The 23,818-nt window shown below is 61.8% G+C and carries 16 protein-coding genes; 8 read left to right on the top strand and 8 right to left on the bottom strand.

Annotation, left to right across the window (positions count from 1 at the left end; all coding sequences use genetic code 11):
* Positions 1 to 22 precede the first annotated feature (22 nt).
* The 7 genes from atpG (at position 23) to AB3G88_RS28405 (ending at position 7,517) form a co-directional block, all read left to right on the top strand.
* The gene (gene atpG / locus AB3G88_RS28435; RefSeq protein ID WP_010565870.1) at positions 23 to 883 is read left to right on the top strand and encodes a F0F1 ATP synthase subunit gamma; all 861 of its coding nucleotides are present in this window, start codon (positions 23 to 25) and stop codon (positions 881 to 883) included.
* Between the two features lie 27 nt (positions 884 to 910).
* Positions 911 to 2,287, top strand: a complete 1,377-nt coding sequence (gene atpD, locus AB3G88_RS28430; RefSeq protein WP_003177062.1) for a F0F1 ATP synthase subunit beta — start codon at positions 911 to 913, stop codon at positions 2,285 to 2,287.
* Positions 2,288 to 2,331: 44 nt separating this feature from the next.
* On the top strand, positions 2,332 to 2,748 hold the full coding sequence (locus AB3G88_RS28425; RefSeq protein WP_032885166.1) for a F0F1 ATP synthase subunit epsilon: 417 nt from the start codon (positions 2,332 to 2,334) through the stop codon (positions 2,746 to 2,748).
* A gap of 123 nt (positions 2,749 to 2,871) precedes the next feature.
* A complete protein-coding gene (gene glmU, locus AB3G88_RS28420) occupies positions 2,872 to 4,239 on the top strand; it encodes a bifunctional UDP-N-acetylglucosamine diphosphorylase/glucosamine-1-phosphate N-acetyltransferase GlmU (protein WP_480452652.1) in 1,368 nt (455 codons plus the stop codon).
* Between the two features lie 226 nt (positions 4,240 to 4,465).
* Positions 4,466 to 5,233: a DeoR/GlpR family DNA-binding transcription regulator gene (locus tag AB3G88_RS28415; RefSeq protein WP_099586130.1), complete on the top strand. Its 768-nt coding sequence runs from the start codon at positions 4,466 to 4,468 to the stop codon at positions 5,231 to 5,233.
* Between the two features lie 10 nt (positions 5,234 to 5,243).
* Positions 5,244 to 7,076, top strand: coding sequence for a glutamine--fructose-6-phosphate transaminase (isomerizing) (gene glmS / locus AB3G88_RS28410; protein ID WP_099586129.1), 1,833 nt, complete (start codon positions 5,244 to 5,246; stop codon positions 7,074 to 7,076).
* A 57-nt stretch (positions 7,077 to 7,133) separates the two neighbouring features.
* Positions 7,134 to 7,517 (top strand): avidin-fold protein, encoded by a 384-nt coding sequence (locus AB3G88_RS28405; RefSeq protein ID WP_480452650.1) that lies wholly within the window; start codon positions 7,134 to 7,136, stop codon positions 7,515 to 7,517.
* Here AB3G88_RS28405 and pbpC read toward each other — a convergent pair.
* From pbpC to AB3G88_RS28365, 8 genes are all read right to left on the bottom strand, one after another.
* The gene (gene pbpC / locus AB3G88_RS28400) at positions 7,514 to 9,811 is read right to left on the bottom strand and encodes a penicillin-binding protein 1C (protein WP_480452648.1); all 2,298 of its coding nucleotides are present in this window, start codon (positions 9,809 to 9,811) and stop codon (positions 7,514 to 7,516) included. The two genes, AB3G88_RS28405 and pbpC, sit on opposite strands and share 4 nt — an antisense overlap.
* Positions 9,792 to 15,596, bottom strand: a complete 5,805-nt coding sequence (locus AB3G88_RS28395) for an alpha-2-macroglobulin (RefSeq protein ID WP_480452646.1) — start codon at positions 15,594 to 15,596, stop codon at positions 9,792 to 9,794. Before AB3G88_RS28395 ends, pbpC begins: the two co-directional genes overlap by 20 nt.
* 203 nt (positions 15,597 to 15,799) lie before the next feature.
* The gene (locus AB3G88_RS28390; protein ID WP_032885177.1) at positions 15,800 to 16,732 is read right to left on the bottom strand and encodes a phosphatidate cytidylyltransferase; all 933 of its coding nucleotides are present in this window, start codon (positions 16,730 to 16,732) and stop codon (positions 15,800 to 15,802) included.
* A gap of 1 nt (position 16,733) precedes the next feature.
* Positions 16,734 to 17,354, bottom strand: coding sequence for a lysophospholipid acyltransferase family protein (locus AB3G88_RS28385; protein WP_099586110.1), 621 nt, complete (start codon positions 17,352 to 17,354; stop codon positions 16,734 to 16,736).
* A gap of 9 nt (positions 17,355 to 17,363) precedes the next feature.
* A complete protein-coding gene (locus AB3G88_RS28380) occupies positions 17,364 to 17,807 on the bottom strand; it encodes a hypothetical protein (RefSeq protein WP_122306941.1) in 444 nt (147 codons plus the stop codon).
* Positions 17,797 to 19,095 carry a phosphatase PAP2/dual specificity phosphatase family protein gene (locus AB3G88_RS28375; RefSeq protein WP_480452643.1) on the bottom strand — a complete coding sequence of 433 codons (1,299 nt, stop codon included), beginning with the start codon at positions 19,093 to 19,095 and terminating at the stop codon, positions 17,797 to 17,799. The genes AB3G88_RS28380 and AB3G88_RS28375 overlap by 11 nt, the downstream gene beginning before the upstream one ends.
* A 2-nt stretch (positions 19,096 to 19,097) precedes the next feature.
* Positions 19,098 to 20,852: a bifunctional alpha/beta hydrolase/class I SAM-dependent methyltransferase gene (locus AB3G88_RS28370; RefSeq protein ID WP_480452641.1), complete on the bottom strand. Its 1,755-nt coding sequence runs from the start codon at positions 20,850 to 20,852 to the stop codon at positions 19,098 to 19,100.
* A gap of 10 nt (positions 20,853 to 20,862) precedes the next feature.
* Positions 20,863 to 21,480, bottom strand: a complete 618-nt coding sequence (locus tag AB3G88_RS28365; RefSeq protein ID WP_099586106.1) for a CDP-alcohol phosphatidyltransferase family protein — start codon at positions 21,478 to 21,480, stop codon at positions 20,863 to 20,865.
* 433 nt (positions 21,481 to 21,913) lie between these two features.
* Here AB3G88_RS28365 and hflK point away from each other — a divergent pair, with 433 nt between their 5' ends.
* Entirely contained in the window at positions 21,914 to 23,818 is a 1,905-nt protein-coding gene (hflK, locus tag AB3G88_RS28360; RefSeq protein WP_480452638.1) for a protease modulator HflK, read from the top strand.

The following is a 23,818-nucleotide window of genomic DNA, read 5'->3' as shown; positions in this document are numbered from 1 at the left end:
TTGCTAACCTGATAGGTGTTACATGGCAGGCGCAAAAGAGATTCGCAGTAAGATTGCGAGCATCAAAAGCACGCAAAAAATTACCAGCGCCATGGAAAAAGTGGCGGTCAGCAAAATGCGCAAGGCACAAATGCGCATGGCTGCTAGCCGTCCTTATGCGGAGCGTATCCGCCAGGTAATTGGGCATCTGGCCAACGCCAACCCGGAATACCGCCACCCGTTCATGATCGACCGCGAAGTTAAGCGTGTGGGTTATGTGGTAGTGAGCAGTGACCGTGGTTTGTGCGGTGGTTTGAATACCAACCTGTTCAAGGCCCTGGTCAAGGACATGGCGGTAAACCGCGAAAACGGCGTCGAGATCGATCTGTGTGTCGTTGGTAGCAAGGGTGCGGCCTTTTTCCGCAACTTCGGCGGTAACGTCGTTGCAGCTATCAGCCACCTGGGTGAAGAGCCGTCGATCAATGATTTGATCGGCAGTGTGAAGGTGATGCTGGATGCGTACCTGGAAGGCCGGATTGACCGCCTGTCCGTGGTATCCAACAAGTTCATCAACACCATGACCCAGCAGCCAACCGTGGAGCAATTGATTCCACTGGTGGCGACTCCGGATCAGGAACTCAAGCACCACTGGGACTACCTCTACGAACCAGACGCCAAAGAGCTGCTTGACGGCTTGATGGTGCGCTACGTGGAGTCGCAGGTGTACCAGGCGGTGGTCGAGAACAACGCAGCTGAACAAGCGGCGCGGATGATCGCGATGAAAAACGCTACCGATAACGCCGGTGATCTGATCAGCGATTTGCAGCTGATCTACAACAAGGCGCGTCAGGCTGCGATCACCCAAGAGATCTCGGAAATCGTCGGCGGCGCTGCCGCGGTTTAACGGTTCAAATATTCAGAGGATCCAGCTATGAGTAGCGGACGTATCGTTCAAATCATCGGCGCCGTTATCGACGTGGAATTTCCACGCGACAGCGTACCGAGCATCTACAACGCGCTGAAAGTACAAGGCGCGGAAACTACTCTGGAAGTTCAGCAGCAGCTGGGCGACGGCGTAGTTCGTACCATTGCGATGGGTTCCACCGAAGGCTTGAAGCGCGGTCTGGACGTTATCGACTCTGGCGCTGCCATTTCCGTACCGGTCGGTAAAGCGACCCTGGGCCGGATCATGGACGTACTGGGCAACCCGATTGACGAAGCGGGTCCGATCGACACCGAAGAGCGTTGGGGCATTCACCGTCCAGCACCTTCGTTCGCGGAACAAGCTGGCGGCAACGACCTGCTGGAAACCGGCATCAAGGTTATCGACCTGGTTTGCCCGTTCGCCAAAGGCGGTAAAGTCGGTCTGTTCGGTGGTGCCGGTGTAGGCAAGACCGTAAACATGATGGAACTGATCCGTAACATCGCCATCGAGCACAGCGGTTATTCCGTGTTCGCCGGTGTGGGTGAGCGTACCCGTGAGGGTAACGACTTCTACCACGAGATGAAGGACTCCAACGTTCTGGACAAAGTGGCACTGGTTTACGGTCAGATGAACGAGCCGCCGGGTAACCGTCTGCGCGTAGCACTGACTGGCCTGACCATGGCCGAGAAGTTCCGTGACGAAGGTAACGACGTTCTGCTGTTCGTCGACAACATCTACCGTTACACCTTGGCCGGTACTGAAGTATCCGCACTGCTGGGCCGTATGCCTTCTGCAGTAGGTTACCAGCCGACCCTGGCTGAAGAGATGGGCGTTCTGCAAGAACGTATCACTTCGACCAAGGAAGGTTCGATCACTTCGATCCAAGCGGTATACGTACCTGCGGATGACTTGACCGACCCATCGCCAGCGACCACCTTCGCCCACTTGGACGCCACCGTCGTTCTGTCCCGTGACATCGCTTCCCTGGGTATTTACCCAGCGGTCGATCCACTGGACTCGACTTCGCGCCAGCTGGACCCGAACGTGATCGGCCAGGAGCACTACGACACCGCTCGCGGCGTTCAGTACGTGCTGCAGCGTTACAAAGAACTGAAGGACATCATTGCGATCCTGGGTATGGACGAGCTGTCGGAAGCCGACAAGCAGTTGGTAAACCGTGCTCGTAAGATCCAGCGCTTCTTGTCGCAGCCGTTCTTCGTGGCTGAAGTCTTCACCGGTGCTTCGGGTAAATACGTTTCCCTGAAAGACACCATTGCTGGCTTCAAAGGCATCCTCAACGGTGACTACGACCACTTGCCAGAACAAGCGTTCTACATGGTCGGCGGCATCGAAGAAGCGATCGAGAAAGCCAAGAAACTGTAATCCAGGCGCCCGGAAACGGGCGCTCATCAGGTTGAGGCAATCAGATGGCTATGACAGTCCATTGCGATATCGTCAGCGCGGAAGGGGAAATTTTCTCCGGTCTGGTAGAAATGGTGATTGCACACGGCGAACTCGGTGACCTGGGTATTGCCATGGGCCACGCGCCGTTGATCACCAGCTTGAAGCCAGGTCCGATCACTCTGACCAAGCAAGGCGGGGAACGTGAGGTGTTTTACATCTCCGGTGGTTTCCTTGAGGTTCAGCCGAACATGGTCAAGGTACTTGCCGACACTGTGCAACGTGCTGGCGACCTGGATGAAGCCTCCGCTCAGGAAGCCGTCAAGGCTGCCGAGAAGGCCCTGAACGAAAAGGGTGCGGACTTCGACTACAGCGCTGCTGCTGTACGTCTGGCCGAGGCTGCAGCCCAGCTGCGCACGCTCCAGCAGATCCGCAAGAAGTAAGCGGCCTAGCCGCAATGCTTCAAGCGCGATTGATTAAAAAGGGTAGCCTCGGCTACCCTTTTTCTTTTTTAGCAAAACACTTCTCTGGTCTGAACCCGGACCGCCCAGGATTGGTAGCCATTCATGTCTCTTGAAATCGTCATTCTCGCCGCAGGCCAGGGCACCCGCATGCGTTCAGCCCTGCCCAAGGTGCTGCACCCGGTGGCCGGCAACTCCATGCTTGGCCATGTTATCCACAGCGCCCGGCAGTTGGACCCGCAACGCATCCACGTGGTGATCGGCCACGGTGCCGATGCCGTGCGTGAGCGCCTGGCCGCGGACGACCTGAATTTCGTATTGCAGGACAAGCAACTGGGCACCGGCCACGCCACCGCGCAAGCCGTACCGTTCATCACCGCCGATACGGTACTGATCCTCTATGGCGACGTGCCGCTGATCGAAGTGGAAACCCTGCAACGCCTGCTCAAGCACGTAGTGCCTGGCCAGATGGGCCTGCTCACCGTTGAACTGGACGACCCCACCGGCTACGGGCGCATCGTGCGCAATGCTGACGGCAAGGTCGCCGCCATCGTTGAACACAAGGACGCCAGCGAAGCCCAACGCGCCATCACCGAAGGCAATACCGGGATTCTCGCCGTCCCTGCCAACAAGCTTGCTGACTGGATGAGCCGCCTGTCCAACAACAACGCCCAGGGCGAGTACTACCTCACCGACGTCATCGAGATGGCCGTGAGTGATGGCCTGCTGGTCGCCACCGAACAGCCCCACGACCCGATGGAAGTGCAGGGCGCCAACGACCGCAAGCAGCTTGCAGAGCTTGAGCGTCACTATCAATTGCGCGAAGGCCGTCGCCTGATGGCGCTCGGCGTGACCCTGCGTGATCCGGCTCGCTTTGACGTGCGCGGTGAAGTGACTGTGGGCCGAGATGTGCTGATCGACATCAACGTGATCCTGGAAGGTCGCGTGATCATCGAAGACGACGTGGTGATTGGCCCGAACTGTGTGATCAAGGACAGCACCTTGCGTAAAGGCGTGGTGGTCAAGGCCAACAGTCATATCGACGGTGCCGTGATGGGCGAGGGCAGCGACGCCGGCCCGTTTGCACGGTTGCGTCCGGGCACGGTGATGGGCGCCAGGGCGCATGTCGGCAATTTCGTCGAACTGAAAAACGCGAAAATGGGCGACGACGCAAAGGCCGGCCACCTAGCCTACCTGGGTGATGCGGTGATCGGTGCTCGCAGCAACATTGGCGCCGGCGCGATCACCTGCAACTACGATGGCGCCAACAAGTACCAGACGACGATTGGTGAGGACGTATTCATCGGCTCGAATAATTCGCTGATTGCACCTGTGACAATCGGCGATGGTTCGAACACTGCCGCGGGCTCAACCATCAATCAGGATGTGGATAAGTCCCAATTGGCCGTAGCACGCGCCCGCCAACGCAATATCGACGGCTGGAAACGCCCGGTCAAAATCAAAAAGACCTGAGTTATCCACATCCCCCGGTAACTTAGCTCCAATGTGGGAGGGGGCTTGCCCCCGATGGCGGCGCATCAGTCAGCTTATGTACCGACTGACACACTGCTATCGGGGGCAAGCCCCCTCCCACATTTGTCGTGTGTTGTTCGAAAAATTTGGTCTCGACGCTTGACGATATCTTGGCAATAGGTTTTGATTGCCTTCGTTATCTTTCGAAACGAAACTTATCATCACCATGTCGAAACGAAATACACCCCAACGACGCCACAACATCCTGGCCTTGCTCAATGAACAGGGCGAAGTCAGCGTGGACGAACTGGCCAAACGTTTCGAAACCTCGGAAGTGACCATCCGCAAGGACCTGGCCGCCCTCGAAAGCAACGGCCTCCTGCTGCGCCGCTACGGTGGCGCAATCACCATGCCCCAGGAACTGGTCGGCGATGCCGCTCAACCGGTCTCGGCCCATAAGCGGGCCATTGCCCGTGCGGCGGTGATGCGTCTGCGCGAACACGCCCGCATCATCATCGACAGCGGCAGTACTACCGCCGCCATGATTCCGGAACTCGGCCACCAGCCCGGCCTGGTGGTGATGACCAACTCCCTGCACGTGGCCAGCGCCTTGAGCGAACTGGAACATGAGCCAGTGCTGTTGATGACCGGCGGCACCTGGGACCCCCACTCGGACTCGTTCCAGGGCCAGGTTGCCGAGCAGGTTTTGCGTTCCTACGACTTTGATCAACTGTTCATCGGGGCCGACGGCATCGATCTGCAGCGCGGTACTACCACCTTCAACGAACTGCTGGGCCTGAGCCGCGTGATGGCCGAGGTCGCCCGTGAAGTGGTGGTGATGGTCGAGTCCGACAAGATCGGTCGCAAGATTCCCAACCTGGAACTGCCCTGGAGCAGCGTCCATACCCTTATCACCGATGATCGCCTGCCGCTTGAGGCCCGCGACCAGATCCAAGCCCGCGGCATTACGCTGATATGCGCGGCAATCATCTAGGAGAAGCACCATGTGTGGAATTGTAGGCGCAGTCGCCGAACGTAACGTGACCGCGATTTTGATCGAAGGCCTCAAGCGCCTGGAATACCGTGGCTACGACAGCGCCGGTGTGGCCGTCTTCAGCAACGCCGGCAAGCTTGAGCGCATGCGTCGCCCAGGCAAGGTCAGCGAGCTGGAACAGGCCCTGGCCGGCGAGCCGCTGGTCGGCCGCCTGGGTATCGCCCACACCCGTTGGGCCACCCACGGTGCGCCGTGCGAACGCAACGCCCACCCGCACTTCTCCGGCGACCTGGCCGTGGTGCACAACGGCATCATCGAAAACCACGAAGTGTTGCGTGAGCAACTCAAGAGCCTGGGCTACGTGTTCACCTCGGACACCGACACCGAAGTCATCGCCCACCTGCTCAACCACAAGCTCAAGGACCACAGCGACCTGACCACCGCCCTCAAGGCCACGGTCAAGGAACTGCACGGCGCCTATGGCCTGGCCGTGGTCAGCGCCAGCCAACCCGACCGCGTGGTTGCCGCCCGCAGTGGCAGCCCGCTGGTGATCGGCCTGGGCCTGGGGGAAAACTTCCTCGCCTCCGATCAACTGGCCCTGCGCCAGGTGACTGACCGCTTCATGTACCTGGAAGAGGGCGATATTGCCGACATCCGCCGCGAAAGCGTGGCGATCTGGGACGTGAACGGCAACTCCGTCGAACGCGAAGCTGTGCAATACCGTGACGGTGCCGAAGCCGCCGACAAAGGCGAATATCGTCACTTCATGCTCAAGGAAATCCACGAGCAACCGGCCGTGGTCCAACGCACATTGGAAGGTCGACTGAGCCAGCACCAAGTGCTGGTCAACGCATTCGGCCCACAAGCCGCCGAGCTGTTCGCCAAAGTGCGCAATGTGCAGATCGTCGCCTGCGGCACCAGCTACCACGCGGGTATGGTTGCCCGTTACTGGTTGGAAGAACTGGCCGGCATCCCTTGCCAGGTCGAAGTCGCCAGCGAATTCCGCTACCGCAAGGTGGTGGTGCAGCCCGACACCCTGTTCGTGACCATCTCCCAGTCCGGCGAAACCGCTGACACCCTTGCCGCCCTGCGCAACGCCAAGGAGCTGGGGTTCCTCGCCAGCCTGGCGATCTGCAACGTCAGCATCAGCTCGCTGGTGCGTGAGTCCGACCTGACCCTGCTGACCCAGGCTGGTCGCGAAATCGGCGTGGCTTCCACCAAAGCCTTCACCACCCAGCTGGTCGGCCTGTTGCTGCTGACCCTGTCCCTGGGCCAAGTGCGCGGCACCCTGGCCGAAGGCGTCGAAGCCACCTTGGTGGAAGAACTGCGCCGCCTGCCGACCCGCCTGGGCGAAGCCCTGGCCATGGACAGCGTGGTAGAGAAAGTCGCCGAGCTATTCGCCGACAAGAACCACACCCTGTTCCTCGGCCGTGGCGCGCAATACCCGGTGGCGATGGAAGGCGCCCTCAAGCTCAAGGAAATTTCGTACATCCACGCCGAAGCCTACCCAGCCGGCGAGCTCAAACACGGCCCCCTGGCCCTGGTGGATGACGACATGCCAGTAGTCACCGTGGCGCCGAACAACGAACTGCTGGAAAAACTCAAATCCAACCTGCAGGAAGTACGCGCCCGTGGCGGCCAACTGGTGGTATTCGCCGACGAGAAAGCTGGCATGACCAACGCTGAAGGCACCCACGTCATCAACATGCCGCACATCAACGACACCCTGTCGCCGATCCTCTACACCATCCCGCTGCAACTGCTGTCGTACTACGTGGCCGTGCTCAAGGGCACCGACGTTGACCAGCCGCGCAACCTGGCCAAATCGGTGACAGTCGAGTAACACCCCACGTACCTGGAGGCTCCCGCGGCCTCCAGGTTTCAACGCAAGGACGCTACGTTGACCCCTTCTTCCTTTCCCCAACCCGGCGAGCTTTTGCACAATCGCCGGTTTGCCGTCGCCAGCAACACCCATGGCCTTTCCGGTACCGGCACGGTGTTTCATTACCTTGTCGACGGCGATGCCATTTCCAGCACCTACCAAGGCGGCCGAATCCGCATGGGGACGCAAGTCGGTCGCGTCACCGGTGCCGACACCATTGAGCTGCTGTTTCAATGCCTGACGCTGGACGGTGAGCTGCTGTCCGGATGGTCGCGAGGCACGGTGGCTGTGGATAAGTCTGGGCTTACCAGACTGAGCTTTGTATGGGGTTGGTTGTTGGGTGCTACCGGGGGCGGGGAGTCGAACTATGTTGAGCTTGCTGAAGGTGAGCGCCGCTCCTAAGGCACAAACTCCACCCGCAACCCCCGACTCGCACTCCTCCCCTGATCATCACTGACCCGCAACCGATATTCCCCCGACTTGCCCGGCCGCCAGTTCAGCGTGGCTTGCGGTGGGCCCTGGCCGATCAGGGTCTGGTCGGCGAACCAGTACAGGGTCGCCGCATCGCTGGCGGCGTTGGCGTTCAGCGGGATGCTTTCCTGGGGTTGGGACAGGCGCAGTTGGTAGCTCACCTGGGTCAGCGGTGAGCGAATCTGCGGCGCTTCGCTCTGGTCGGTGATGCGGTTGGGTTGGCAGTTTTTCATCACGCTGGGCGGCGTGCGGCGGGGCAGGCCGGCAGCGCGGTACAGGCGTTGCACGTCGCTGGGCCAGAATTCGAAGATTTCCTCTCGCGTGTATTGCGGATCGAATGGCGGGCATGCGGCCTTGCCGGTACGCGTGTCGATCAGCACCGGGCGGTGCAGGTTGGACACACGAATCGGCGAGACGCCGGGGATGTACCAGGTTTTGCGGGTTTGCGGGCACCAGCGGTTGGGCAGCTCGCCGGAGGCGGCGCAGATATCGATGCGCACCAGCCCGGCGGGCGGCTTGTCGGCTTTGATCGCGACGTTGGGCAAGGCCAGGGGCAACGCGTCCGCAATGCGGAAGAACAACGGCGCGGCCGTCTTGGCGCCAATAAACGCCGGGTTCGGCCGACCATCGAAATTACCCACCCACACCACCAGCACATACGGGCCAACCAGACCGGCGCTCCACGCATCATGAAAACCCCATGACGTGCCCGTTTTCCAGGCGGTGCGCCAATGGCGGCCTGGCAGACCATCGGGACGCGGGTTGCGCCGCAGCATGTCGCGTACCATAAAGGCCGCCTGGGGCGTGAGCAGTTGCGCGCCGGTGGTTTGCGGCTGTTCCTGCAAGTAGCGCAACGGCCGTAAATGCCCGTCTCCCGCTAACATCACATACAGCCGCGCCAGCTCCTCCGGGGTCATCTCGCCACCACCCAGTGCCAGGGCCAGGCCGTAATGGCTTTCGTCGCGCAGGCCTTTGATGCCGGCGCGTTGCAGCAAACCGTACAGAGACGGCGACTTGACCTGACTTGCCAGCCACACGGCCGGAATATTGCGACTACGGATCAACGCATCCCGCGCCGTCAGTGGCCCGACAAAACTGCCGTCGAAGTTTTCCGGTTGGAAGTAGCCGAAGTTACTCGGTAAGTCCTTGAGGATGCTCATGGGGTGGATCACCCCTTGGTCCAGCGCCAGCCCGTAGAGAAACGGCTTGAGCGTTGACCCCGGCGAGCGCCGTGACAGCACGCCATTGACCTGCCCATGGATGCTTGTGGATAGGTAGTCCGCCGAGCCCACCAACGCCTTCACGCTCTGGTCGCGGCTGTCGATCAGGATCGCCGTGGCGTTTTCCACACCGGTGCTGCGCCGTTCGGCGATAAACCCGCTGCTCAGACGCTCCAGCAATTGCTGCAAAGGCAGATTGAGGGTGCTGTTCAATTCGTTACCGGCTTGGGATGCCAGCAGTTGTTCGCTCACGTGCGGCGCCAAAAAAGGAATCTGCTGGCGATTGCGCGCTTCCAGGGGCAAGTCCAGCAGACTGTCATTGCGCAGGTCTTGTGGATAAGTCTCGCGCCAGTCAGCCATCAGGCGCAGCCGGGCGTTTTGCAGCGAAGGCCCGAAGCGCGCCCGCCGGCCCGGCTGTTGCGGGATCACTGCCAACGCCAAGGCTTCGGACAACGATAACTGCGCCGCCGCTTTACCGAAGTAAATGCGGCTGGCCGCTTCGGCACCTTCAATATTGCCGCCCATGGGCGCCAGGTTCAGGTACGCCTCAAGGATGTCGTGCTTGCTGTAGCGCGCCTCCAGCCACAGCGCCAACGCCATTTGCTGCAATTTTCCGGGCACCTGGCGGGTGTTGAGGTCCCACAGGCGCCGCGCCAGTTGCATGCTCAAGGTCGAGCCGCCCTGGCGCTGGCCGCCGCTGTAGGTGGCCATGGCCGCCCGCAGCAACGCCGGGGGATTGATCCCAGGGTGCCAGTAGAAATTGCGGTCTTCCTTGAGCAGCAGGGCCTCAAGCAATGAAGGCGAAATACGCTCCAGCGGTAGCCACAGGCGATATTGGCCGTCCTGGGCCAAGGTCATGCGCAGCAGCGAGCCGTCGTCGGCCAATACCACTCTGGAGGACGTGACGGCCTGTTCCAGCGGCGTATGGGGCCACAGCCGCAACCCCGCCAGTAGCGCCGCTGCGGCCAGCAGCGGCGCCAGGCGTTTAAGGCTTGGTAATTTCAAGCTGGCCTACTTTGCCACGCCCTTGCAGGGTGGTTTCGTACATACCTTCGGCGTAGGCCGGTGGCGTGTTGAACGTGCCTGCATTGGTGGCGCGCACGCGGTACACGAAAGTGCCTACATCACGTAGCGCAGTGCCGTACAACACCACCCGATCATCCCGCACATCCACGTAGTCCGGCTGCCAGTTGCTCAACTCGGTCTCGCCGATGGGGGCTTGCCAGGTGTCGGCTTCTTCTTCGCTGGCTTCTACGTACTCGGATTCCTCGCCCTCGCTTTCCTCGCTGCTCGCGGCTTCCGGCTCCGGCGGCAAGTTATACACAGGCTCGACGCCACCCGGCAGTAGGTCAACCACAGCCACTTGCTGCACTTGATCACGGTCGGTGGCGCGCAGGCGCAGGCGCACCAGGAACTCGTCGCCCACTGCCACCTTGCTCACCGGCTCGCCTTTGAGGTCGAGGTATTCGTGGATGATTTCCAGGCCATTGCTGATGGCTTTGAGCTTGGTGCCCTTATCAAAACCGGCTTCGCTGAGCATGTAGAACGCCGCAGGGCCGTCGGATTTTTCCATGACCAGCTTCTGCGTGGCGCCCGGTACGGCGGCGCGCGGTGGCTGGCCGGCCATCTCCAGCAATTGTTGCTGCTTGTCGCCCAGCCAGGCGGTGGCCTTGAGGGTCATGTCGCTTTGCGCACGCTGACCATAGTTGTCCAGGGCGCGCAGCAACAAGGCTGCCGACAGCGAGTTGTAGCGCTGCTCATTGAGGCGTTTGCCAAGCTTGTCCAGCAGCGCCGTGGGCACGTCATCCATCAGTTCAGGGAAGTGGCGCGCCAGCAGGTGCAAGTGTTCGGCGTCGTGCACGAGTGGGTCGTAGTACAAACCGTCGCTGTCCCACTTATCCACCAGAGAACGCCACGGGATTTTGCGAAACAGCGTATCGGCCTGACGATCCTGCTTGAGCAGCTTGTAGCTGGCTGCCAGATAGGCGGCGCCCAGGTCGTTCTGCCAGCTGTCCTTGAAGTAACTTTCGTAGCGCTCGCGGATGTCGCTCAGCGCGCCGCTCACCAGAATCCCCTGACGGCTCAGCAGGTAACTGGCGTAGGCGCGGTTGCGCAATTCCGACAAGCCTTCGCTCGGGCCGTTGGCCAGGTCTGTCAGATACGCATTCGACCGTACCAGCAGATCTTCCGGTACCGGCAGCCCGCGCTCCTTGGCTTCGATCAGGAAGTCGGTTGCGTACAGGCTGGCGTACGGCGCCACGTCCGGGTTGGCCGCCCACAAACCAAAGCCACCGGCCTGGTTCTGACGCTGGCGCAACATGCGCACCGCGCTGTTGAAGGCTTGCTCAGCCTCGGGTGCGGTGCCGCCCCAGATCAAGGCCGGCATGGCCTTGGACACCAATTGCTCGGTGCACACATAGCCGTAGTCATCCAGGTAATGCTTGAGGCCGTTGGCCCATACCAGCGGCGAGGCGGCCACGCCCAGTTGCACATCACGCAGTTTGCTGAACAGTTCACGTGTGGGCTTGAGCTCTTTGCTGGCGCTGTCGAAACGCCCCAGGCTCAGGGCCACGCGGTGTTCGCTCAAGGGCCGGATCGAGGTGGTTTCTGCCACTTGGATCCGCTTGCCATCCGGCAGCACCGCAACAAAACGCAGGTCCGCCGACCCGAGCGTGTCGCCGACCTTGATCTTGAACTCGGCAGTGCCTTCCTTGCGTGGTTGCAGCGACAGCGTGCTGCCCTTGTCGCCCTGTACCACGAGGCCGGCGCTGGTCTGCACCTCAAACTTCACCTGCGCTGCGGCGTCGAGGTTGCTGAACACCCCGGTGCTGACAGTGAACACATCCCCTGGCGCCACAAAGGCCGGTACGTTGGGCGTGATCACGATCGGCCCGCGCACGTCGGTCGTCGCCTCGCTGACGCCCACACTGTCGGTATCCACCGCAACGGCAAACAGGTGCAACTTGCCGTTGAAGCTGTCCGGTACCTGGTAATGCAGCACGGTCTCACCGGCCGGCAAATCCACCAGCCCGGACCACCAGGCCACCGGCGGCTGATGTTTACGCTTGAACGGGTTGAGATGGTTGGCCAGGGCGCCTTCCGTATCGCCACCGGGCGCTGCCCCACTGAGCAGGCGGCTGAATTCCGGCAGGATCAGGTCAAGAATCTGACTGGTGCCGACCTCCAGTGCACGTTTCTGGAAGAAGAAACCCAGCGGATCCGGCGTCTGATAGCGCGCTACTTGCAGGATGCCTTCGTCCACCGCGTAGACCACTGCGCGACCCGGCCGGTCGGCGTTGACCTTGATATCCAGGGTCTGCCCCGGCTCGATCTTCGCCGGGCCTTCGACCTTCAGCGCCATGCGCCGCGCATCCAGGTTGATGCTGAACGGCACCACGCCATAGGACAGCGGGCTCATATAAACCTCGGACGAGCCGATGTCCCGCACGAACTGCACGTTAACGTAGGCATTGCCCTCAAGCCCTGCAGGCACGCGGATATGTTGCACGCTGTTGGTGCTGTCAGCCTTGAACCATTGCTGGGTGTAGACCTTATCGCGCTCGATGGTGATCAAGCCCGCGCCGGTGTACGGCGCGCGAATGCTGATGGCGATCTCATCACCGGTGGCGTAGCTGCGTTTATCCAGGCGCAGCTGCAGCTCGGCGTTACGCTCCAGGGAGCGCGAGGTGTTGCCGCGCCCGGCCACGCTGTAGTCGATCTGGTTGAGCAGGTTGCCGTTGGCGTCCTTCACTTGCAGGGTGAAATCCCCTGGTGCGCCGGTGTTCAGGGTCTGCTTGGCGCCGTCCTTGGTCATCACCAGCGGTGAGGCCGGTTGGCTGATGTTCTTGATGCGCGACTCGTACTTGTAGGTACCGTTGGATTGCTTCACCAGCACCGACACATAACGGTGCTCGACCACTTCGCTGGTCAGGCCATCCACCGCCAGCGGCGAAAGGTCTGGCGCGACGGCCATCCACTGCACCTGGCGTGGCGCATCCTTGGCAACGTACGACAGCGAGTCCTGACTTTTCACACCCACCAGGTAGGGCGCGGACGACACCAGCAAGGCACTTTGCGCTGCGACGTTGCGGCCACCTTCGGCCTCAAACACCTGGGTCATCACTTGCAGGCGATACGTGCTGTTGGCGAAACGTTGCAGGTTGAGGTCGAGTACCGCCTGGCCGTTATCGTCGACGGTGGTTTCGGCCAGGTCTTCGGTGCTGGCGTCTTCCAGGGAATCATTGAGGCGGAAGCGGTAATCGGGGTAACGGTCAAAGGCCGCGAGCGTCGGGCTCAGGGACATTTTCGCCGTGACGCGACGGCCCGACGCCGGGGCGCCGAACAGGTGCATGGCGGTGACTTTGGCCACCACCTGGTCCGGCGCAATCCAGCCCGGTACCGGCGTGTCATGCAGGCTCAGGCTGACTTTCATGCGGTCCGGCTCGAAGTCGCGGACCTTGAAGCTGACACTGCCCAGGTCGGTGCGGGTCTGTTTCTGGCCAATCAACTGCAAAGTCGCGGTGTAGTCCCCGGCGGGGGCGACTTCGCTGCTGGGGAAATCAAAGGTTTCAAACCCGCTGGCGGACAGCTTCAGCGGCTGGCGAATCACTTCCAGACCCCGTGGATCGGTGATTTGCAGCTCCACCGGCAGGCCTTGCAGAGCGCCTTTCCAGTTGCCGCTGCGCACGATCATGCCCAAGTGAGCAGTTTCGCCAGGCCGGTACAGGCCGCGGTCGGTAAACAGGTAGGCGCTGAGGCGATCAATCGCACCGTCTTCTTCCAAACCGCCTACATCGAAGCGCGACAAATCCAGCTGCTGAGACTGACGGGCAATCGGCAGGAACGACTGGTCATTACCGCGACTGACTACATACATCAGCGGCGTTTTCTCACGGCGCAGTTCATCCAGCTTGGCGAAATGCACATGGCCTTCGCCGTCGGTGTGGCCGCTGCTAACCGGCAAGCCGTTGCGCCCGATGATGTCGACCTGCGCGTCGGCCACCGGAGAACCATTGCCGATGGACTGCACATACACGTCATGGCTGCCATCGCTGGAGCGTTTGGCGATGATGCCGAGGTCGGTCACCACGATAAACCGCAGGTCACTGGTGCTGCTGCGGTCGTAGTCGAAGGTACGCTCGGCCGGCTCATCCTGTGGGCTGAGCTTGAGCACAAAAATGCCGCGACGGCCGCCGTTGGCGGTGAGGTAGTGGCTCAAGTCCACGTTGTCGTAGACGGTTTTGGCCGGGTCATTGGATGACAGCGCAATGTCCAGGGACTGACGCTCGACCATGCGATCGAAGTACTCATTGCCGAAGTTCGGTCGCGCAAAGCTGCCGCTGCTCTGGTCCACCAGGTGCTGCAACTGGTTGGGCAACAGGCGGGCGATTTCCACGTGGGCGCCGGGCACGCCACGGGCCATGAAGCCCAAGCGTTTTTCACCGGTAAGGCTGAGCAGGGCGCCGTCAGACAGGAACTGCAAGGTGCGCGGATACGCCGGCATGCTCACCAGCGACGCCGTAGGATTTTTTGCCAGATAACCGCCAATGGCTTCCAGGTTGGCGGGCACGCGAACATACAGCGCACGACCGGCCGGGGCCTTGAACTTGAAGGCATGCAGGGTGTTCAGCGGTTCGACGCTGGGCACGTGGGTCAGGTTGACCTTGGTGCTGCGGGCGAGCAGGGCGTCGTCGATCTCATTGGTGGTGTAAGGGCGCGTGTCGTCCTGGGCTTTTTCTGGCAACAACCAGGCCTGGACCTTACCGGCGATGGTGTCATCGGCTACCGCGCTGGAACTGCTGAACATCAGCACCGGTTCTGGCTCGGCGCGTTCGTTATCCACAAAGCGGACTTCGGCGCCGGAAAAGGTCAGGCGATAGCGGCCGGGTACGGTGACTTCGGCCACCAATGGCGCGGCGCTGGCATTGCCGCCGTCGCGGGCCTTGATGCCTTCGTCGAGCTTGGCGCTGACCGGGGTGCTTTCCAGCGGGGTGGCCAGGGCGGCGGAGCGTACGTAGGCGTTGAGCTTCTTCTCGTCGAAGGTGATTTCCGGGCGATTGGGCAACTGGGCGTCGCGGTAGGCCAGGCCTTTGCCGAGGGTCACGGTTACACGCTTGCGTAGGTTGTCTTCATCCACCGGGTGGGAAAACCGGAAGGTCGCCACCAGCTGTTTCAGCGTCGGGTTGGATGGATCCTGGTACAACTCGTTGGCGGCCAGGGTGGCGCGGAACGGTTGGGTGGAGAACTGGGTGCTGTACTGATCCAGCAATACGCCGTCTGCCAGCAGGTTTTTCTTGGCCAGATCGAGGGTGTAATGGGCGTCGATGGGCCAGTCTTTTTCCGGCACGAACAACAGGCTGCGGTCATCTGCCCAGCGCCAGGTGCCTGCGACCTCAGGCTTGAGGGTAATGCCCTCGGTAACAGGCTTGCCAATGGCAGCAAGCGGCGCCACGGATTCGGCGAAACGCACCTGCAAGTTATCCACAACCGGCGTGGGCTGGGTGTAGTCAGTCAGGTTGGGTTTGTGCAACGAGTAGCTCGCGGTGTGTGGCTGCGGCAGGTTGGAATACCAGTGCCAGCCGTAGAAGCCAGCCGCCGTGAGCAGCACCAGCCCGAGCAACCCGGCACCCGTCTGGCGCGGGTAAGCGCGGGCTTTAGCGCCCAGTTTCGCCACGCCACGGCCGATAGCCCGCAGCCACAGCGGAGGATGCCATTGGCCGAAAACGGCCCCCACCACGGTCAGAAACACGCCGACAACACGACGGCTGATGGCTTTGAGCGAATCGAACATGGTGAGCATCCCTGGCTAAGTGCGGCGTATCTTACAGGGTCTTTGATACAAAAGATGACGCCGATATACGCCGCACGCCGGGATCCTTCTGTTGGAACTCAGCGTCTGGTTAGGGGCTGCTGCGCAGCCCAGCGCGGGCAAGCCCGCTCACCACAGGGGTTATCGGTCAGCCTTTAAGCTCGTTGGTGCTGCGAACGGTGGGGTCACGTCCACCAGTAGCGCACCAGGTGGAAGAAGATCGGCGCCGCAAAACACACCGAATCCAACCGATCCAGCATCCCGCCATGGCCTTCGATCATGTGACCCCAGTCTTTCACGCCCCGGTCGCGCTTGATTGCCGACATCACAATCCCACCGGCAAACCCCAGCAGGTTGATCAGCAGCGCAATCAAAAACGACTGCCACGGGTTGAACGGTGTGGTCCACCACAGCGCCGCACCTATCAGCGATGACAGCAAAATCCCGCCGACAAAGCCTTCCACGGTTTTAGACGGCGACAGGTTGGGCGCGATCTTGTGTTTGCCGAATAATTTCCCACACACGTACTGGAGCACGTCTGACAGTTGCACCACGATCACCAGGTAGGCGATCAGCAGCAGGTTGCGGCCTTCGTAGCCGGGGATGTCCAGCGTCAGCAACGCCGGGACGAAGGACACGCAGAACACCGCGATCATCAGGCCCCATTGCACTTTTGAGGCACGTTCCAGGAAGTGCGTGGTGTCGCCGCCCAGCGAGGCGAGGATCGGCAGCAGCAAAAACACGTACACCGGGATGAAGATCGAGAACAGCCCGTACCAGTCCGAATAAATCAGCAGGTATTGCAGTGGCAACGCCAGGTAAAACGCCGCCACCAGCGCCGGGTAGTCGCTGCGCCGGGTCGGCGTGAGGGTGAGGAATTCGCGCAGGGCGTAGAACGACACCGCGTAGAACAACAGGATCACCGCGCCGGTGCCGAGCCAGAAGGCGATGCCGATCACCACCACCATCACCCACCAGGCGTTGATGCGGGCGTTGAGGTTGTCGATTACCGCGTTTGGCGTGCCACGGGTGCGCAGTTTGAGGATCAGGCCGATCAGCGAGGCGAGCACCAGGATCGCGCCGATCCCGCCGAATAACATCAGGGTTTGGCTATCCATGTCAGACATGCTCCGGGGCGAGGGCGAGCAAGGCGTCGCGGGTACGGGCCAGGAACAGCGCCTTGTCTTCACCGTCCTCCAGTTGCAGTGGCGCACCAAAGCTGGTTGTGCATAACAACGGCAGCGGCAAGACCCGCCCCTTGGGCATGACCCGGTTGAGGTTGGCGATCCACACCGGGATCAATTCGGCCTGTGGGTAACTTTTTGCCAGGTGGTACAGCCCGCTTTTGAACGGCAGCAAGCCGTCCTCCGGATTGCGCGTGCCTTCAGGGAAGATGATCAACGAATCGCCGCCTTCCAGGGCGGCGAGCATCGGCTGCAAAGGGTTATCCACAGGCTCTTTGCGTTCGCGATCGATCAGCACGCCGTTGAACACCCGGTTGATGATGTAGCGACGCAGCGCGCTTTTATTCCAGTAATCGCTGCCGGCCACCGGGCGCGTGAATTTGCGCAGGTTTTGCGGCAACGAGGCCCACAGCAGCACGAAGTCGCCGTGGCTGCTGTGGTTGGCGAAATAGATGCGTTGCACCGGCACCGGCGCACACCCCAGCCACAGGCTGCGGGCCCCGGTGACGGTGCGGGCCATGGAGGTAATCAGCGTGGCGACCACGGGTTCGAACATGGGGATTCCTTATCCGGCGAAAGGCAGCCAAGGGCTGGCGAGGATCACGCCCAGGGTCAGCAGCGCTTGCGCGCCCAGCAGCCAGGCTTGTTTGCGCAACAGTTTGAGGGCGCCGCGACGGCGCTCGGTCCAGGGGCGGCCGGCACGCTTGGGCGATTGCAGGCCGAGAGTTTGCAGCGCCTGGTCGAGGTCGGCGGTGCGCTCAGTATCACGGGCCAGCAACGCGAACAGGTCGGCGTCGAAGGCCACACGCAGCGCCCAGTACTTTTGCAACAGCCCGAGGATGATCATCCACAGGCTGAGCAACAGGCAGATCGGCGTAACACTCGGCATCAGCAATTGCGCCAGGCCGAACAACACACCGGCCACGGTCAGGCCTGTGGATAACTGATCCAGCGAGCGGCCACGACGCAGCAGGCTGGCGACGACCTGGAGTTCCATATCAGCGGGCATGGGGCAAACCCTCCAACGCTTCACGGTGAGCGGGGTGCAGGACCACATCGGTCCGCGCTGTACGAATAATAGTCAGCGCTTGGTCCACCGTGGTGGCTCGCCCACTGTGCAACAACCACGCGGCGACAGCAGTGGCGCTGCGTGAGTAGCCCAGGGCGCAGCACACCAGCAACGAGCCGCTTGCACGCAGGCGTTCGATGGCCTCAGCCGCTTGCAGGCATTCGGCGGGTGTCGGTGCGATCAGGTCCAGCACGGGAATGCATTGATAGGCGCGCCCCTGTGGATTAATCGGCAGTTCGGCGCAGAGATCGACGATGGCGCTGAACGAACCCTGCTCCTTTGCGGTAGGAATCCGCCCCAGCCAAACGTTATCCACAATCTGGTCAGGCTGTGGATGTTTGCGTGTCCACAGCCGGGAGTTGATCCAGGCGCCCACCAGATAGGGCGCATACAACCAGCGAGCGGCGGGTGTGAGCCGGCCATCGGCGCGCTTCTGGAAACCCGCAGCCCCCAGCACGCAGTAATTCGCCGTGACCAACCCCAGGGAAACCGCTGGCCACAGCAGCCACAGCCACCACCCGCCAAGGCTAAAGGCCGGGATGATCAACGCCAGCGCGCCCAAGCCGTAACGCACGCCCAGCCGCCAGCGCTTCGCATCTCGGGCAAGTCGTGCATTCAGCAGCGGGCTCGGATGTTCCAGCGGCCACAACCACACGCACAGCCAGCCGGCGAGGGCGCCTGTGGGTAAGTCGATAAAGTGATGTTGATAAGTGGTCAGCACCGAAATCCCGATGAGCGCGAACCAGCCATGCACCAGCCAGCGCCAGAAACCTTGGGTATGACGTTGGAACATGACCCACAAGATTACCAGCAGCGCGATATGCAGCGACGGTGCCTGGTTGAACGGCTTGTCGAAGCCCGCCAGCACCGCAAACAGCCAGCCAAACACGCCATCCAGCTCCGGCCGTTCGAAGGTGAAGCGCAGCGGCCAGATCAGGAAACAGCTCACCGCAATCACTTGGGCACTCAGCAGGCGCAGCGCATGTTGCTTGAGTTCGTGACGGGTGCTCGGCAGTAGCAGCGAGAAACCATACAGCAGGTCGATGGACCAGTAGGGCACGATGGTCCAGGCCCAGAACGGCATATGGGTTTCCCAGCCGAACACCAGCGTGCCCACGTCGCTGCGCTGGCTGGTGACCCACGTGGCAAAGCCGTAGGTGCTGAAAAACAGCGGTGCCAGCAGTAGCAGCCACAGCACTGCGGGTTTCAACAAACCGGGTTCGCGCATGTTCAGATCTTCTGTGCCAGGGACACGGTAAAGATGCCCCACTCATCCACACGCTGGGTGATCTTGCGGAAACCTGCGGCCTCCACCAATTGATCCATTTCTGCCTGGCTGCGGCGGCGCATCACCCAGGCCTGGCCTTGGCGGTGGCTGGTCAATGCGCGGGCGATCAGTTCCAGTTGCGGGTGCCACGGTTGGCCGGTGTACACCAGGTAACCACCGGGCTCCACGGCTTCGGCAAGGCCGGCCAGGGAACCGCCGACCATGGCGTTATCGGCAAACAATTCATACAGCCCGGACACCACGGCCAAGGTCGGCTTGGGGTCCAGAGCGGCCAGATCGGCGCGGTCGAACGCATCGCCTTTGACGAATTGCGCGATGTCTCCCAGGCCTTTCTCGCGGATCAGCGCGCCACCGTCGCGTACGTTGATGTCACTGTAGTCGCGCAGCAGAATCGATTCCGGCAGCGGCGACACGCCCTGCAAGGCTTCCAGGATGTAACGCCCGTGGCCGGCGGCGATATCGACGATACGCACTTCGCGATCATCGCCACGCAGCTTGGCCATGGCCAGGCGCAGCAGTTCCTCGACGTTGAGCTTGCGCTGGCGGATGCCGCGCCAGCCGATGGAATTGAGGTAGTTGGTGTCGATCATCCGCCCCAGGCCGCCCTTGCCGGTGGGCGTATTGCGGTACACGTAGTCCAGGGTGCTGCCGGAGTCGAAACCGGTGTCGAAGCCCAGTTTCACCCCATCCGACAGGTTCTTGCCCAGGCCCATGCTGGCGCGGGTCATGCGCCAGTACAGGTCGCGCAGGGAATTGCGCGGCAGCGGCGCGGCGAGGGATTCGGACTCGGCGCAGGTGGCGCCGAGTTTATCGGCGTCGAGCAGGGAGGCGCGGTCCAGCGGGTGTGCAAAGTTTTGCAGGATAAAGCGCCGGGCGCTGCTCACCGCCACGGCGCGGTCACGTTCGCCAAGGGTGTCGTGGAAGAAACCGGGCAGGATGTGCAGCTCTTTTTTCAGGCTGCCAAGGCGGTCGAAAAATTGTTGTTGGGGCTTTCGATGCACCACGAAGTCGGAGCCGGAGATGAGCAGTTGAGTCGGTACCTGGATCGCCTGGGCGTCGGCTACAACCCGGTCGGCCGCTTCGTACAGGCCCAGCAGAACATTCACCGAGATGGCCTTGGTGATCAGCAGATCGCTGTCGTAGGACGCCACCCGCTCCGGATCATGGCTGAGGAACTTGGCCTTGACGTAGCTGTTGACGAAAAAGTTGCCGCGAAACTTGCGCATCAGCGCCAGGCCCGGACGGGCGAACGGCACGTACAGCTTGACCTTGAACGCTGGCGAGGCGAGCACCAGCGCACGGATTTTCGGCGCGTAATCGTGGACCCAAGTGGCCGCAATCACCGCGCCGACGCTTTGGGCGATGACGGCGAAGTTTTTCTCTTCGATGCCATAGGTGGCGCCGATATGGTCGCAGAAGGTCTGCACGTCGCGGGCGCTGGTGGCGAAGCTGGGGCTGTCGCCACGCTCGCCGGGGGATTGGCCGTGGCCGCGGGCGTCCCAGGCGAAGAAGTCGAATTGGGGCAGGTTCAGCTCATCGACCAGATGGGCGATGCGCCCCGAGTGCTCGTGGCCGCGATGGAACAGCACGATCGCCTGGCGTGGCTCGCCCTCCTCAGGGGAAGTGGCCGGCCAATGTCGGTAAAAAAGCTCGACGCCATCATGGGTGCTGAAAGTGTGTGCTTGCTGTTCGCGCATCGCAAAATCCTTATGCAGAAGGGGAAGGGGTTTCTTTCAGGCCTTGGCGTACGCGGTTGACCAGGGTGTAGGCGAGCAGGGCGGCGACCAGCCACATCACCGTGTCGACCCAACCCGCGCCGAGCCAGCCCAGCGCTACACCGGTGGCCAGCACGCCGAGTACAAAGGCCCGATCACTCTTGCCCATCGGTCCGTCGTATCGCCGCGATGCACCGACCATCGGCCCGAGCACACCGGCGTATTCGCTGAACACCGCGAGCAAGGCCACCAGCAACACCGGCGCCAGGCTCACGCCGGGGATCAGTGCAAAGGGCAGGATCAGCGCACTGTCGGCGATCACGTCGCACAGTTCGTTGAGGTAGGCGCCCAGGCGCGATTGCTGGCCGAATTCACGGGCGAGCATGCCGTCGATGGCGTTGAGGGCCATGCGCGCAATCATCCACAGCGGGATCAGCGCAAACAGCCACAGGTGGTGGGCGAAGCTGGCGATCAGCAGGCCCACCAGCAGGGAAATCACCCCGGCCAGCACGGTGATCTGGTTGGCGGTGGTGCCGTTGTCGTAGAGGCGCTGCACGAGGGGGCGCAGCAGGTTTTGAAAACGCGGTTTGAGCTGATAGATCGAAATCATGGGGGGTGACGCTTCCTTGTCCGTGAGCCCGCGAAAAACTGGCTTGGAGTGTGCCGATTAATCACGGTGTTCACCAGTGATGGCGCGTGTTTATGGGGGTTTAGTCACGATCTGGAGAGCACTGAGGGACAAATGTGGGAGGGGGCTTGCCCTAATGCCGGTCAGTTAAGAGATAAAAGGGCAAAAAGTAACCTGTGGCGAGGGAGCTTGCTCCCGTTGGACTGCGCAGCAGTCCCATTTTTGGGGCCGCTTCGCGGCCCAGCGGGAGCAAGCTCCCTCGCCACAGGTACGGTGTTCGCCCTTAACTGACTGGCATTAGGGCTTGCCCCCTCCCACATTGGATCGATGTACCGCTTAAAACGCTGTTCATCGAACAAAAATTTCACGCCCCGTGTTATATCGTAACGAATTATGTGCAAGCGGGCGTGTTGGGATGCAAGTGGATCTAGAAGCTGACGGCGCTTCGGTTGAAGGCCTGCCGCGTTTTCAGCAGGGGCTGTTCCATGCCCGTCGGTTGCGCCAGGCCGGTATCGGCCTGACGGTCCTGGCCGTAGGCGGTTGGGTGCTGGCGTTGTTTGTCGCGCTGTTTGCGCCGGTGTCGATCTGGCCGGTGGTGCTGATCAACTGCGCCTCGGCGTTGCTGGTGCTGGTGGCCTGCCTGCAGTCGGCGTGGTGGGTAGCCGATTGGCGCGCCCAGGCGCTTGAAGCGCCGACGGTTGAATTGAAGCAGGAAGAAACAGGTCGCTATGCACGCCTGGCAGGGCGCTTGGTCGGACAGATCGGCACGCCCGTGCTTTGGCTCGCGGGTTGGTCGCTGCTGGCGCTGGTCAGCATCGTCGAGTTCTGGAACCTGGCGTTGCCGGCTGCAGCTGTCGGTCAATCCGCCAGCATCGGCGCCGCGCTGGCCTTGGCCCTGGCGTTTGGCTTGCTGGTGTTCGAACGACGCCTGGCCCAGGAAACCGCCGCGCAATGGCCGGAAGCTTCGCAGCTGGCGCAGGTGAGCCGGGTGGCGATCAGTTGCCTGGTGGTCAGCGCGATGTGCCTGCTGTTTGCTGGCGCCGAGTCTGTGTGGCCGTTGCGCCTGGCGGTATTGATGGGGCTGCTGCCGGCGCTGGTCGCGGTGGAGTTTCTGTTCAGAGGCGCGTTGTCACTGTTCAGCCCACGCCAACCGCACCTCGAACCGCGGCTGATGGCGCAAAGTTTTATCGCCGGGTTGCTGCGCTGGCCGCCACAACCTTTGCTGGCGTTGCAGCACGAATTGCACAACCGCTTCGGCATCGACCTGCGGCAAATCTGGGCCTTTACCTACATGCGCCGCGCATTTTGGCCGGTGCTGCTGGTGGTGCTGGCGGTCGGCTGGGCGCTGACCGGCGTGCATGAAGTGCCGCTGCAAGGCCGTGGGATTTATGAGCGCTTCGGCAAACCGGTGCAGGTCTTCGGCCCTGGCCTGCATGCCGGATTGCCGTGGCCGTTGGGTCGTGTGATCAAGGTGGAAAACGGCGTGGTGCACGAACTGGCCACCAGCGTCAGAGAAGCCGCCTCGCCCGAGTTGGCCGCAGCGGAAGGCCCGGCGCCGTTGATTGCCAATCGCTTGTGGGACGCCAGCCACGTGAACGACAAATCCCAGGTCATCGCCAGCAGCAGCGGCGACAAACAGGGCTTCCAGATCGTCAATATGGATGTGCGCTTCGTCTACCGCATCGGCCTGACCGACGAGGCTGCGCTGGCCGCCACCTATAACAGCGCGGACGTGCCGAGCCTGATCCGCAGCACCGCCAGCCGCATCCTCGTGCACGATTTTGCTTCGCGCACCCTCGACGAATTGCTCGGCGAGCAACGCACCAGCCTGGCTGACGAAGTGGGCCGCGCCGTGCAGGCGGATTTGCGCAAACTCCACAGTGGTGTGGAAATCCTCGCCACCGTGGTCGAAGCCATCCACCCACCGGCCGGCGCCGCCAATGCCTATCACGGCGTGCAAGCCGCGCAGATCGGTGCCCAGGCCCTGATCTCCCGCGAACGTGGCGCGGCCAGCGAGCAGACCAACCAAGCCCTGCTGCAAGCCAGCACCGCCCGCGATCAAGCCACGGCGACTGCCCACGAAGTGAATGCCGGCGCCCAGGCGGCCAACCTGCGTTTCACCGCCGAACAAAAAGCCTACGCCAGCGCCGGCCAAGCCTTCGTGCTGGAACAGTACCTCGGCCAACTCAGCCAAGGTCTGGCCCACGCCAGGCTGCTGATTCTGGATCATCGCCTGGGCGCCGATGGCGCACCGACGATCGATCTGCGTTCTTTTACCTTGCCGGCCGATCCCTCGCTGCCGCGTAACGCCGTTCAATAA

It is taken from the genome of Pseudomonas arvensis (assembly GCF_056688935.1).
Note: the sequence above shows the minus strand (reverse complement) of the source record. Positions and strands in the feature narration are given on the sequence as shown.